General features: G+C 67.7%; 12 protein-coding genes. 6 read left to right on the forward strand and 6 right to left on the reverse strand.

Annotation, left to right across the window (positions count from 1 at the left end; all coding sequences use genetic code 11):
- Window positions 1-24 precede the first annotated feature (24 nt).
- Both LNV28_RS23495 and LNV28_RS23500 read left to right on the forward strand, forming a co-directional pair.
- Window positions 25-519: a GrpB family protein gene (locus tag LNV28_RS23495; protein ID WP_263518032.1), complete on the forward strand. Its 495-nt coding sequence runs from the start codon at window positions 25-27 to the stop codon at window positions 517-519.
- A 78-nt stretch (window positions 520-597) separates the two neighbouring features.
- On the forward strand, window positions 598-2256 hold the full coding sequence (locus LNV28_RS23500; protein ID WP_263518031.1) for a tetratricopeptide repeat-containing diguanylate cyclase: 1659 nt from the start codon (window positions 598-600) through the stop codon (window positions 2254-2256).
- Between the two features lie 8 nt (window positions 2257-2264).
- On the opposite strand, the gene LNV28_RS23505 is transcribed toward LNV28_RS23500, so the two are convergent.
- From LNV28_RS23505 to LNV28_RS23515, 3 genes are all read right to left on the reverse strand, one after another.
- A complete protein-coding gene (locus LNV28_RS23505) occupies window positions 2265-3437 on the reverse strand; it encodes a GGDEF domain-containing protein (RefSeq protein WP_263518030.1) in 1173 nt (390 codons plus the stop codon).
- Window positions 3434-4627 carry a GGDEF domain-containing protein gene (locus tag LNV28_RS23510; protein WP_263518029.1) on the reverse strand — a complete coding sequence of 398 codons (1194 nt, stop codon included), beginning with the start codon at window positions 4625-4627 and terminating at the stop codon, window positions 3434-3436. The genes LNV28_RS23505 and LNV28_RS23510 overlap by 4 nt, the downstream gene beginning before the upstream one ends.
- Window positions 4628-4744: 117 nt before the next feature.
- Window positions 4745-5746, reverse strand: coding sequence for a septal ring lytic transglycosylase RlpA family protein (locus tag LNV28_RS23515; RefSeq protein ID WP_263518028.1), 1002 nt, complete (start codon window positions 5744-5746; stop codon window positions 4745-4747).
- A gap of 109 nt (window positions 5747-5855) precedes the next feature.
- Here LNV28_RS23515 and LNV28_RS23520 point away from each other — a divergent pair, with 109 nt between their 5' ends.
- From LNV28_RS23520 to LNV28_RS23530, 3 genes are all read left to right on the forward strand, one after another.
- On the forward strand, window positions 5856-6557 hold the full coding sequence (locus tag LNV28_RS23520; RefSeq protein ID WP_263518027.1) for a fumarylacetoacetate hydrolase family protein: 702 nt from the start codon (window positions 5856-5858) through the stop codon (window positions 6555-6557).
- Window positions 6558-6593: 36 nt separating this feature from the next.
- Window positions 6594-7460 (forward strand): carboxylating nicotinate-nucleotide diphosphorylase, encoded by an 867-nt coding sequence (gene nadC, locus LNV28_RS23525; protein WP_171826669.1) that lies wholly within the window; start codon window positions 6594-6596, stop codon window positions 7458-7460.
- 179 nt (window positions 7461-7639) lie between these two features.
- Window positions 7640-8140: an FxDxF family PEP-CTERM protein gene (locus LNV28_RS23530; protein ID WP_263518026.1), complete on the forward strand. Its 501-nt coding sequence runs from the start codon at window positions 7640-7642 to the stop codon at window positions 8138-8140.
- Between the two features lie 84 nt (window positions 8141-8224).
- Here LNV28_RS23530 and LNV28_RS23535 read toward each other — a convergent pair whose 3' ends face one another.
- The 3 genes from LNV28_RS23535 to LNV28_RS23545 all read right to left on the reverse strand — a co-directional run bounded on the left by LNV28_RS23535 (window position 8225) and on the right by LNV28_RS23545 (window position 11580).
- Complete coding sequence (locus LNV28_RS23535; protein WP_263518025.1) at window positions 8225-9775, reverse strand: methyl-accepting chemotaxis protein; 1551 nt, start codon at window positions 9773-9775, stop codon at window positions 8225-8227.
- Window positions 9776-9809: 34 nt separating this feature from the next.
- Window positions 9810-10601 (reverse strand): substrate-binding domain-containing protein, encoded by a 792-nt coding sequence (locus LNV28_RS23540; protein ID WP_263518024.1) that lies wholly within the window; start codon window positions 10599-10601, stop codon window positions 9810-9812.
- 214 nt (window positions 10602-10815) lie between these two features.
- The gene (locus tag LNV28_RS23545; RefSeq protein WP_263518147.1) at window positions 10816-11580 is read right to left on the reverse strand and encodes a ParA family protein; all 765 of its coding nucleotides are present in this window, start codon (window positions 11578-11580) and stop codon (window positions 10816-10818) included.
- A gap of 254 nt (window positions 11581-11834) precedes the next feature.
- Between LNV28_RS23545 and LNV28_RS23550 the strand changes: the two genes are divergently transcribed.
- Window positions 11835-12521 (forward strand): lamin tail domain-containing protein, encoded by a 687-nt coding sequence (locus LNV28_RS23550; RefSeq protein ID WP_263518023.1) that lies wholly within the window; start codon window positions 11835-11837, stop codon window positions 12519-12521.
- Window positions 12522-12545: the final 24 nt, after the last annotated feature.

The raw sequence follows: 12545 nt of genomic DNA on the forward strand, positions 1-12545 counted from the left end.
CCGGCTCATCTTCGCGACCGACCGATGCAACTGTTCACCGCCGACGCTTACCAAGCCCCGCTGGCCGCCCGTTTTGAGGCCCTGGCCCTCGCCCTCCGCGAGTGGGTGCCTGAGGGGCGACTCGAACACATCGGTTCCTCGGCCGTACCGGGTGCAGTGTCTAAAGGCGATCTGGACGTTTGTCTGATCGTGGCCGCCGCGGCTCATGCCGATACCGTGGCCCGGCTGCTGGCCCAGGGCTACACCGAGCAACGCGACACCTTGCGCACGCCCGAGCTGTGCATGCTCAATGCGCCGCAGCAGGCGCCCGAGCATGCAGTCCAGGTGGTGGCAGCGGGCTCGAAGTTCGAGGACTTTCTGCGCTTCCGCGATGCCTTGCGGGCCGACCCAGCCCTGGTCGAGCAGTACAACCTCGTCAAGCGGCGCTCGGTCGGCCTCGGCGAACATGGCTACCGTGAGGCCAAGAGCCGGTTCATTGTCAGCGTGCTCGAGGCCGCGGAGCCCAGCGCAGACCTCTGAGGCGCTACCGCTCGGCTGAGGGGGCAAAACCGGCCTGCAAATCGGCTACGCTTGCGCCTCCATTGAATCGAGACGCCCATGCAAGCCGTACTGCACAGCGACGAGGAAGCCAGCGGCGAAACCCTGACCGCCTGTCTGGAGGTGGCGCGCGCCCAGGCCCAGGCCGATCTCAGCCTGGGCTTTGCCGCCGCCACCCGCGCCTGGGAAATCGCCAGCAGCCAGGGCCAGTTCAGCGAGTACCTGGAAGCCGGCCGCTGGCGCTGCTTCTACCTGTACCGGCGCGGCGAGATGGTCGAGATGCTGAGCGCCGCCCAGCACCTGATGCCGCTGTTCCGCGAGCAGGGCAACAGCGCTTCCCTGTGCGAGCTGCTGCGCTGGATGGCGTTTTCGGCTGCCGAGCAGGGGGACTTCGAATCGGCCCTGGCCCATGTCAATGAAACCTTGGCGCGGGCCCGCGAGCTGGCCGACCCCAAGCTGGTTGCGCTGGCCCTGAACGCCGTCGGTGCCGTGCTCGAACGCATGGGCGACCCCTGGCAGGCCGAACGCTTGATGAACGAAGCGGCCGCCCTGGTGGGCGAGCAGGCCGGCGCGGCCGAGCGCCTGATTGCCCACAACAACCTCGCCACCGTGGGCCTGAGTCACTTCAAGCTTTTGCGCCACAGCGAGAGCGCCGAGCAGCGCCGCGAGGGCCAGGATGCGCTCTCGCGCGCACTGCAGCACACGGTGGCAGCGCGCCCCCATGCCCTGGCGATTGGCGAGCGCTTTGTGCTGGCCATCAGCGACAGCAACCGTGGCGAGATCCTGCTGCACCTGGGCCGCTTGGAGGAGGCCGAGGCCGTCTTGCATGAAGCCCTGGCCGATATCGATGCCCATGGCTATCCGGCGCTTGGCTGGCGCGCCCGCTGTTCCCTGGCTGAGCTGCAGCTGGCGCGCGGCGACGCCGCGGCCGCTCAGCAAGCCTTGGCCACCATCCTGCTGGAGTCGGAGGGCCGGGCGCTCAGCGAGCTGCGCATCCGCCTGCACCATGCCGCTTATCGGGCGGCGCAGATGCAGGGTGAGGCCAGCTTGGCCCTGCGCCACCTGGAGCAGCACCTGTCGCTGATGCGTGGCCGCGCCGTCGCACAGCTGGCCGCCCAGGCTCGCTTCTTTGTCACCCGGGTCGAGGCCGAGCGCTCGCTGGAAGAGCGCCGCCCGGCGACTCAGGGCCTGGCCGAGCAACGTGCCTTGGCCGAGCCGGCCGAACCCGAAGACGCGTCCTGGCGCGACCCCCTGACCGGCTTGGGCAACCGCCTGTGCATGGCGGCGCGCATGCCGGCCCTGGTGCGCGCGGCCGAGTTGACCGCGGCACCGCTGACCCTGGCCTTGATCGATGTCGACCGTTTCACCGCCCTGACCCGCCAGCACGGCCTGGACGTGGGCAACCAGGTGCTGCAGGTGCTGGCGCAGATGCTGCGCGACAACACCCGCGCGCGCGACCTGCTGCTGCGCCTGGCGGACGACCAAATTCTGGTCGCCTTGCCCGACACCGTGGCTGACCGCGCCGTCGAGGTCTGTGAGCGCCTGCGCATGGCGGTGGAGCAGTACCCCTGGGCTCAGCTGGCCGAGGGCCTGGACGTGACCCTGAGCATCGGCCTGGCCAATGCGCCGCCCTATGCCACCGACTTGCTGGTGGCGCGGGCCGAGAGCGCGATGTACCGCGCCAAGCACCTGGGCCGCAACCGCGTCGCCTTGGCTTGAGGCGAGGTTCAGGCGTCCAACGCCTGCACCACATTGCGGCCCTGCGCCTTGGCCTGGTACATGGCGCGGTCGGCGCGGCTGAGCACGCTGTCGGCGCTGGGGTCCGAGGCTTCGGCCTCGGCGATACCGAAGCTGGCCGTCAAGGGCCAGTCCTTGCCTTGCCAGCTGAACTGGCTTTCCTCAAGGTTCAGGCGCATGCGTTCGGCCACCAAGGCGGCGCCGGCGATGTCGGTCAGGGGCAGCAGCACGCAGAACTCCTCGCCGCCCAAACGGCCGAGCACATCGACCTCGCGCACGCAGGGCTTGAGTACCTCGACCAGGCGCAGCAGCGCGGCGTCACCGGCGGCATGGCCGAGGCTGTCGTTGAGTTGCTTGAAGCGGTCCATGTCGATCATCACCAGGGCATAGGGCTTGCCGCGCTGCAGGCGGGCGTGCTCGGTGTCGATGGCCTCGCTGAGGGCGCGCCGGTTCAGCACATCGGTCAGCGGGTCGTGGCGGGTCAGGCGCTGGATGCGGCGGATCAGCTTGGCCAGGATCAGAAAGGCCATGGTGGCGTTGAGCACCAGATTCATGGCCAGCAAGGACCAGAGCCAGGCGATATTGAAATCGCCCGAGCCCAGGATGTCGGTGTTGTTGCCGGGCAGGAGCAGGGACTCCAGCAGCCGGCCCAGCAGCAAGATGCTGATCAGGAACAGCGGGCCCGAGAGCAGCAAGGACATCTGCACTGACACGCGCTGGCGCAGCGCCCACCAGGTGTCCAGGCTGGCCATCAGGGCCAAGGCGAACAGGCTGGCGAACACGCAGCGGGTTTCCATGCGCATGTCACCGGTATAGGGCAGCGTGGCCAGCACCGCCGCGCCGATCAGCAGGACCGCCAAGGCGCTGCGCCAGGCCAGCGGCTGCCGCACCAGGGTCGGCAGCACCGTTCGCAGCACCGCGAGCGAAGCAATCGACAGCACGTCCGAGGCCCAGAAAGTAAGCAGGTTCGGCGCCGTGCTGCGCAGTGCGTGCAGGCTCAGCGAGACCGCCAGCAGGGCATTGACCGCCGCCAGCCCGAAGGAGGCGCGCGGCGCCAGTCGGGCGCCTTGCGCCATTACCGCCCAGAACACGCTGGCCACGCCAAACTCCAGCACCGTGGCGGCCAAGAGGGTCAGGGCATCGGTGGGCGTGTTGCTGATCATGGCTTGAGCACCCGTCCCAGGGCAGCGCCGGGCTCGGCGACGCAGATGCGGTCGCGCCCTTCGGATTTGGCCCGGTAGACCAGCCAGTCCGCCAGGGCCAAGCTGTGTTCGCCCTGCGGGTCGCCACTTTGGCAGGGCGCCACGCCGAAGCTGGCGCTCAACTTCAGGGGCTGCTCGCGCCAGACCAGAGGGCTGCGCCGCAAGGCCTCGCACATGCGCTGCGCCACCCGGCTGGCGTCGGCCAAGGAGGTGTGCGGCAGCAGCACGCAGAACTCCTCGCCACCGAGGCGGCCGAGGCGGTCGAGGTCGCGCATATTGGCGCGCAGCACACCCACCAGATGCAGCAGGGCGGCATCGCCGGCGGCGTGACCGTGGCTGTCGTTGATGCGTTTGAAGTGATCGACATCGAGCACCACCAGGCAGTGACTCTGGCCCCGCTCGGCCTGGGCCTGCAGGGTCTGCAATTCGCTGCCCAGGGCGCGCCGGTTCAAGGCATCGGTCAGCGGGTCGCGCAAGGTCATGTAGCGGATGCGGTCGATCAGCCGCGTCACGACGATGCCGACCAGGCCGATGCCGATGGCCAGGGTCAGCAGCAGATAGGCCCAGGCCAGCCAAGCGCTGGCGTGGTCGCCTTGCACAAAGAAGGGTCGCTGCTCGTTCATCCACAGCAGCGAGACGCTGCGGCCCAGCAACATGGCCGCCAGCAGCAGATAGGGCAGCAGCAGAAAGCGCCGGACCCCGTCGGTCAGGGTGGCGCGACCGCCGGTGTGCACGTCCTTCGCGGCCAGCAAGGTCAGCAAACCCATGCCGGCCGAAGTGGCGGCCAGGGCCGCGGCGCTGCGGCCGCTGGCGTTACCGGCCAGCATGGCCAAGGTGGCCAGGCCGGCGACACTGCCAATGTCCAGCCAGCGCATGCGCAGCCGCATCATGCGGCGTATGCCTAGGGCCATCAGGGTGAAGCCGAGCAGGCTCAGGAGTTTCTGCAACCAGCCCTGCAGCACATCCGGCCACCAGGCCTGGCAATCGAGGCAGAGCAGGGCCGGAATGATGGCGAAATAGGCCGCCGCCAGCAGCAGGGCCGCGGTCGGGGCGATGCGGAACACCCGCGACATGATCAGCCAGACCAGTGCCATGAAGCCGTGGAAGGCGGCACTCACTTGCAGCAGGGTATTGGCATCGAACAGCGACATCGACAGCTCAGAACGGCAAGTGAGGGGCAGCAGGCATGGCCTGCCTCATGATCGCTGAGCCCTGCGGTCGACACAATGGCCCGGCCGCCGAAACTGTGGCCGATTCGCCCGCCTGTTTCAGCGCCGCTCGACCACGAGCGCTTTCAGGTCGCGGGCGGTTCTGAGTTGCTCGGCGGTGCGGCGGGCGTCCTCGCGCGAGGCATAGGGGCCCGCCTGCAGGCGGTGCAGCCCGCTGTCCTTGAAGACCGCCAGCAGGGGCGCCAGCCAGCCCAGCTCCGCCAACAAATCGCGGCGCATGGCCTCGGCGCCGTCCAGGCGCGAGAAGGCACCGAGCTGCACCCAGAAACCGCGCGCGGCGGCTTTGGGGGCCGGTGGCAGTGGCGCTTCCGCCGCAGGCAGGCTGGCCTGGGCAATTTGCTGGGTGGTTTCCTGGGTTGCGGCACCGGCCGCGGCGTAGACCGGTTCCTGGTCCGGCATCGCGGGCGCTTCGGGCGGGCGCTGGCGCTGCCAGGCGCCGCTGCGGATGTCTTCGAAAGTGATGCGCTCCACTTCGACCGGACTCACCCCTCGCAGGATGTCGAGCTTGAGCGCGGCCGTGTAGCTGAGGTCGATGATGCGGCCGCGGTGAAAGGGGCCGCGGTCATTGATGCGCACCAGCACTTCGCGGCCATTGGCCGGATTGCGCACCCGGGCATAGCCGGGGATGGGGATGGTCGCGTGGGCGCCGGTCATGGCGTACATGTTGTAGATCTCGCCGCTGGAGGTGGGCTTGCCGTGGAATTTCTTGCCATACCAGGAGGCCAGGCCGCGTTCGACCAGGGGCAGGTCTTCGGTCATGGGCTCGTAGCGTTGGCCGAAGACCTCGTAGGGTTTGTTGGGCCCGCCCTTGCGGACCGGCTCCAGCTTGGGCGTGGCATCGGGCACCTGGGCCAAGCCGGGCGGGATGATGGCTTCTGGGCCATCTCGTTCGATGCCGCTGGGTGCCGGAGTGGCGCGGGGCTTGGGCTCGCCGGTGCCGGACGGGCCGCTGGCGCAGCCGAAGAGGCTGGCCAGGCTGCAGGCGGAGAGGAGGTGAAGGAGTGCAGAAGGACGCGTTGGCGCCGAGGGGCGTATCGACATGGCCGCCACCCTACACACCGGCGACCGGATTGCCAAGTGCGCAGCAGCGCCGCGACGCCGCCCGGTCGTATGCTTGGCAACCTCACAAGGCAATGCAGGACCTCCCGACATGAGCTTCAGCTACATCTTCCCCCCGGCCGAACAGCCCAGCGTGGCGGTGCGCGGCAGCAGCGCGCGCTATGCCGTCAGCCGCATCTTCTGCGTCGGCCGCAACTACGCCGCCCATGCGCGCGAGATGGGCTCCGACCCCGACCGCGAGCCGCCCTTCTACTTCAGCAAGCCGGCCAGCGCCCTGGTACCTTCGGGCTCCACCGTGCCCTATCCGCCCGGCACGCAGAACTACCACTATGAGATGGAGTTGGTGATCGCCATTGGCGCACCGGTGTTCAAGGTCACGCCAGAAGTGGCGCGCGCCGCCGTCTGGGCCTATGCCGCCGGCCTGGACATGACGCGCCGTGACCTGCAGGCCGAGGCCAAGGCCAATGGCCGGCCTTGGGACACGGCCAAGGGCTTTGAGCAATCGGCCGTCATCACCGAGCTGGTGCGCGTCAGCGACACCGGCGTGCTGCAAGCGGGCGCCATCACCCTGGCCGTCAACGGCGTGCAGAAGCAGCGCGGCGACATCGCCGACATGATCTGGAGCGTGCCCGAGATCGTCGCCAACCTCTCGCAGTTCTACCACCTGCAGCCGGGCGACCTGATCTACACCGGCACGCCGGACGGCGTCGGTGCCGTGCGGCCCGGCGATGAGATCAGCGGCCATATCGACGGCCTGCCGGCCCTGAGCCTGCGCATCGGTGAGCCCGACTAGACTCTCGGTCTTTGTATTTGCCGGAAGCCGCCCGCCATGTTTGACCACAACGAGACCCTGGACCAAGCCCGCCAGCGCAATGTGCGCGACGCCCTGTTCGAGGATGTCGGCGTGTGCGACTGGACGGCCCAACTGGTGCCGGCCGGCCGGCGCGTCAAAGCCCATGTGCGGGTGCGTGAGGACGCGGTGCTGTGCGGCCGCGATTGGTTCGAGGCGGTGTTTGCCGCCCTCGACCCGAGCAGCCGCATCGAATGGCTGTACGCGGAAGGCGCGCGCATGGCCGCCGACACCTTGGTGTGCCAGATTGAAGCAGACGGCCGCCTGCTGCTGACGGCCGAGCGCCCGGCGCTGAACTTTCTGCAACTGCTCTCGGCCACCGCGACGCTGACCCGCGCCCATGTCGACGCCATCGCCGGCGCCAGCAGCAACCCGCGCGGCTGTGTGGTGCTGGACACGCGCAAGACCCTGCCCGGTCTGCGCCTGGCGCAAAAGTACGCGGTCCGCGTGGGCGGCGGGGCCAACCAGCGCCTCGCGCTGTATCACGGCATCCTGATCAAGGAAAACCACATCGCCGCGGCCGGCGGCGTGTCCGAGGCCTTGCGTGCCGCCCAGGCGCTGAACGCTGGGGTGGACATCCAGATCGAGGTCGAATCCCTGGCCGAGCTGCAGGAGGCCCTGGCCGCCGGCGCCGTCAGCGTGCTGCTGGATAACTTCAGCGAGGCCGAGATGATCGAGGCGGTGCGCCTCAATGCCGGCCGTGCGCTTTTGGAAGTCTCGGGCGGCGTGGCCTTGGATCAGCTGCGCTGGATCGCCGCCACCGGCGTGGACCGCATCTCGATCGGCCGCCTGACCAAGGACATCAAGGCCGTGGACTTCTCGATGCGGGTGGACGGCCCCGTCTGACTGGGGCGCACGTGGCTGGCTGGCCCCGTGTTTTCCCATCCCCCCCGTTTTTGCGGATCCCAGGTCTTTTCCACTGCGATATTCTTGCTTCACAGACCGCGGCTGTTTTGCCGCAGTGACGGGTGGCGCGGGACGCAAGCGACCCCGACACCTTCCGACAGAGAAAGAAGGGCTCCGGCATGAAATTCTCGACCTTGGCCTTCGCGGCCGTATTGGCCCTGGCAGGTGGCGCGGCACAGGCCGCCACCTACAACCTCGGTGACATCACCGCCACGGGCGCGCAGCAAAATTCGGCGACCTTCGCCAACGGCGTCAGCTTCAGCGATACCTGGAACTTCACGCTGAGCAGCTACAGCGATGTGTCGGTGCTGATCAGCGCCAACTTCTCGCGCCCCGAGTTCGCCTTCAGCAACTTCCAGGCGACCGTCAGCGGCGGCAACCTGCCCGGCGCTGTACCCCTGAACCTGACCGCGGGCAATTCCTTCCAGATCCTGGAGGGCGCGGGCGACGCCATCGCCGGCAACTACAGCATCACCGTCAGTGGTGTCTCCAACCGCAACAACAGCCTCTACACCTTCGGCATCGACGTGACGCCGGTGCCCGAGCCCAGCAGCTATGCCTTGCTGATGGCGGGCCTGGGTGTGGTCGGCTTCATGGCCAGGCGCAGCCGCAAGGTCTGAACCAGGCCCGGGTGGGCCCAGCACAAAGAAAAGAAAAAGCGGGCAGAGCCCGCTTTTTCATGGCTGAAAGGCGTTCGCGTCGGCTCAGGCGAAGCGGAACACCGCCACCGATTGCGCCAGCTTCTCGGCATGGAACTTGAGGCTCTCGGCCGCGGCCGCGGTCTGCTCGACCAGGGCTGCGTTTTGCTGCGTGCCGGCGTCGATGCTGGACACGGAGGCGTTGATCTGGGAGATGTCCCGGCTCTGGGTTTCGGCCGCCTGGGTGACCTGGGCGATGCGGGCCGAGACCTGGCGGACCTCGTCGACGATGCGTTCCATCGATGCACCGGCTTCGTTGACCAGGCGGTTGCCCACCTCGACCCGTTCGACCGAGTTGTTGATCATGGATTTGATCTCGCGCGCGGCCTGGGTGCTGCGCTGGGCCAGCTGCCTCACCTCGCTGGCCACCACGGCAAAGCCCCGCCCCTGTTCCCCCGCGCGGGCCGCCTCGACCGCGGCATTGAGCGCCAGGATATTGGTCTGAAAGGCAATGCCGTCGATGACGCCGATGATCTCGGCGATCTTGTGGCTGGCGCCGGCGATCTCGTTCATGGTGTGCACGACCTGCTGCACATGCTGGCCACCTTGCTCGGCCACGCTGCGCGCCGAGTCGGCCATTTGAGTGGCGGAACGTGAGTGCTCGGCCGCCTCACGAATCGATCCGGTCATCTGCTCCATGGCCGCGGCAGTCTGCTGCAGCGAGGAGGACTGTTGCTCGGTGCGGCCGCTGAGGCTCTGGTTGCCGACGCTGATCTCCTGCGCAGCCAGGCTCATGCTTTGCACCGCTTGGGCGATACCGCTGGCCAGCTGCGCCAGCGAAAGGCGGGTGTGCTCCAGCTTGTCCATCACGCTGCCCGGCCGGCCCTGCAGCGGCACGCTGAAGTCACCCTGGGCCAGGGCTTGGCAGACCCGCATGAGCTCCTGCGGTTCGGCGCCAAGCTGGCGGCTGATGCGGCGTGCCACCCAGAGGCTGATGGCGATCGAGGCGCTGGCCAGCAGCAGCAGGCCGAGGACGATGCCGGCGCGCGACTGCCGGGCCTCGCGGATGGCGGCTTCGGCCTGGGCCCGCATCTGCTGCGCTTCCTGGTTGACCAGCTGGCGCTGCTGCGCCGTGACCTGGTTCAGGGCCAGCTGTGCGGGCCGGACCTTTTCGACCACCAGTGCTTTGACGTCGTCAAAGCGGCCTTCGTCGATCATGCCGGGCAGCTGGCGCGTCAGCGCCTCCATGGTGGCCGTGCCGGCCTTGAGCTGGGCCCATTGGGCCGCCTGCTCGGGCGTCCAGGGGCTCTGGTCCAGCTGGGCGGCCAATGCTCCCAGTGCGTCGGCCTGGGCTTTCAGCTCGGCCTGCAGCTGGGCTTGGACCTTGATGTCCTCGTTGATGGCCAGGTCGCGCACGGTGATGGCGCGGCCCAGGTTGTTGGCCTCAAGACTGGACACCGAGGCCAGCTTGGCCACCAGGTCTTGGGTGGCCGCTTGCAGCTGTTCGCTGAGGGCGTGCACCTGCCACAAGGCCACGCCTGCCAGAGCCGACAGGCTCAGGATGACGGCGGCGAAGGCGGCGAGCAGCGTGCGTTGGATCGTGATCTCTTTTTTCATTTGAACTCCCTGGATCCGAACGGGCTGCGGGGCGCTATTGCAGGAACAGCTTTTTGGCCTCCGTGCTGAGCAGGTAGTCGAGTACTTTGCGCACCTCCGGTGTGGGCTCACCGACCGTCACCAGCCCCAGGGGGCGCGACAGCGCTGGCGCCTTCAATTCCTTGATCTTGCCCTTGGCCGATTCGGCCGTGCCCGAGCCGACATAGCCGATGGCGGCCTTGTCGCGCGCCACCTCGGCCAGTTCGGCGGCGCTGGTGCGAAGCTCTTTGGCGCCGCTGGCGAAGGCCTGGCCGGCCAGCAACTGCTTTTCCAGCACGCCGCGCGTGCCCGAGCCGGGCGCGCCGGTCACGACCAGCACGGCCAGGTCGGGGCCGCCGACCTCTTTCCAGTTCTGCAGCTTGCCGCTGAGCAGGCCGCGCAGCTGTTCGCGGCTCAGCTCCTTCACCGGGTTGTCGTTGTGAACAATGGGCACGAGCTGATCGGTCAGCAGGGTGTGCAGCTTCAGGCCCGCGGGCGCGGCCACGCTGCCGGCCTTTTTGGCGTCGTCCACGGCCTCGTCCAGCGAGGCCGACACGGCCGCCACCTTGACCTTGCCGTCGAACAGCATCTGCATGCCTTTGCCGGTGCCCACCGACAGCATCTTCAGTTCGATGCCTGTGGCCTCACGCAGCTTGGCCTGGCTGGGCTCGACGATGGACTTGGCCACGGTGGACGAGCCGGCCACTTCCACGACCTGCGCTTGGGCAGTCGAGAGCGCCAGGAAGAGCGCGACAGGCAGGGCGGATGCCAGGCGCATGCCCAGCTTGAGTTGAAGTGCAGACAGCATGCAAAGTCCTCAGAGTGGGGCAAACAAAGGGCGCAGGCCGGAGCGGCGAGGTGTGCGCAATGACACCCATGCCGCGACCTGCGAGCCATTCTTTGGACGCTCTGTGACACAACCGTGACAAGCGCTGGCGCGCGGCCACGATTTACTTGCTTTTGAAGCCTGGGGCTGTGTTTTCAGCCTGGTTCCCGCTCTCGGATCCTTGCTGTCGGTCGCTTCAGGACAGGCCGGCGTACAGCTCGGCGAACTCCAGCGTCAGCTTGTGACGCGGGTCCAGATGGACCATGGGGCGAGAGAGTTCGTGCGACTCCTTGATCTTGACGCTGGCGCTCAAGTAAGGCGTTAGCACCGGCAGGCCTTCGTCGATCAAGGCTTGCACCGTGCGCTGGGGCAGGGCGGCGCGGGCCTGGAACTGGTTGACGATGATGCCCTCGACCTGCAACTCGCGGTTGTGGTCGGCCTGGATTTCCTTGACGTTGTCGAGCAGCTCATAGAGCGCGCGGCGCGAGAACTCGTCGCAATCGAAGGGGATCAGGCAACTCTGGGCCGCGATCAGGGCCGAGCGGGTGTAGAAATTCAGCGAGGGCGGGGTGTCGATCCAGATCTCGTCATAGTCCTCGCTCAGCTCGGCCAGGGCGTCGCGCAGCTTGTAGATCTTGTAGCGGCTCTCGAGCTTGCTGTGCAGTTCGTCCAGCGCCGCGCTGGCTGGCATCAGATGCAGATTGTCCCAGGGCGTGGCGACGATGAAGTCGCTGGTCTTTGGGCTGCGCACGCTGAACTTGAGCGTGGTTTCGAAGAACTCGGCCGCGCCGGCTTGTTCCTCGTCGGCGGCGTCGCCGATCAGGTAGCGGCTGGAATTGGCCTGTCGGTCCAAATCCACCAGCAGGGTGCGCCGGCCTTGGTGCGCGGCCATGGCGGCCAGATTGGCGGTGATGGTCGATTTGCCGACTCCGCCTTTTTGATTGAACACAACACGGCGCATCAGGGACCCCTGCTTGTTGGCGATGGCCATATTGTGCACTGCAGCAAAGTGTGCCGAAAGCGGCTCGCTTCATGGCGCCAGCAACGCCGTACCCCCGCACCCAGGGGGCAACCGGTAGGCGGCCGGTCCGCCACTGGTGCATCACATCAAGCTGTCACAGGCCCTGGACACACTGGCGCCGCGCTTGGGGGCTGGCCCCTGCTTGCGCCCCCTGGCCCAGGCGACCGGGCCCCCACCACTCCACCAGGCAGAACATGAAATCAGCTCGTCCCTTCTCCGCTCCTTCCGCCCTGAGCGCCTTGGTCGCCCTCCTGGCCTTCGCCAGTGCACCGGCCCAGGCCCAGCTCAAGATCACCGAAGTCTCGGCCTGGTCTAGCGGCAATTCCGCCTATGGCGCCGACTGGTTTGAACTGACGAACTTCGGCAATAGCGCCCTGAGCTTGGTCGGCTGGACCATGGACGACAACTCCAACGGCACGGCCAAAGTGGCCCTGACCGGCATCACCAGCATTGGCGCGGGCGAGTCGGTGATCTTCACCGAGAAAGCAGTCACGGCCAGCTTTCTGAACACTTGGTTTGCGGCCCAGGCGCCAGCGGGCCTGCAGATCGGCTTGTATGTGGGGGCCGGCGTGGGCCTCAGTACCGGCGGCGACGCGGTCAATGTGTTCGACACCAGCGGCGCTTTGCAAGCCCGAGTGGAATTCGGCGCTTCCGGCACAGCAGCGCCGCTTCGGACCTTCGACAACGCGGCCGGCCTGAACAACAGCCCCATCAGCCAACTCAGCGTGGTCGGCGTCAACGGCGCCTTCCTCTCGGCCGATGGTCAGGAGATCGGCTCACCCGGCCTGATCGCCGCTGCCGTGCCGGAACCCGAAAGCTATGCCTTGATGCTGGCCGGTTTGGGCCTGCTGGCCGCCGTCGCACGCAAGCGCTCGCGCTGATAGCCAGCCCGCCTCGCCCGCTCA

The organism is Paucibacter sp. DJ2R-2, assembly GCF_025717675.1.
GTDB lineage: Bacteria > Pseudomonadota > Gammaproteobacteria > Burkholderiales > Burkholderiaceae_C > Paucibacter_A.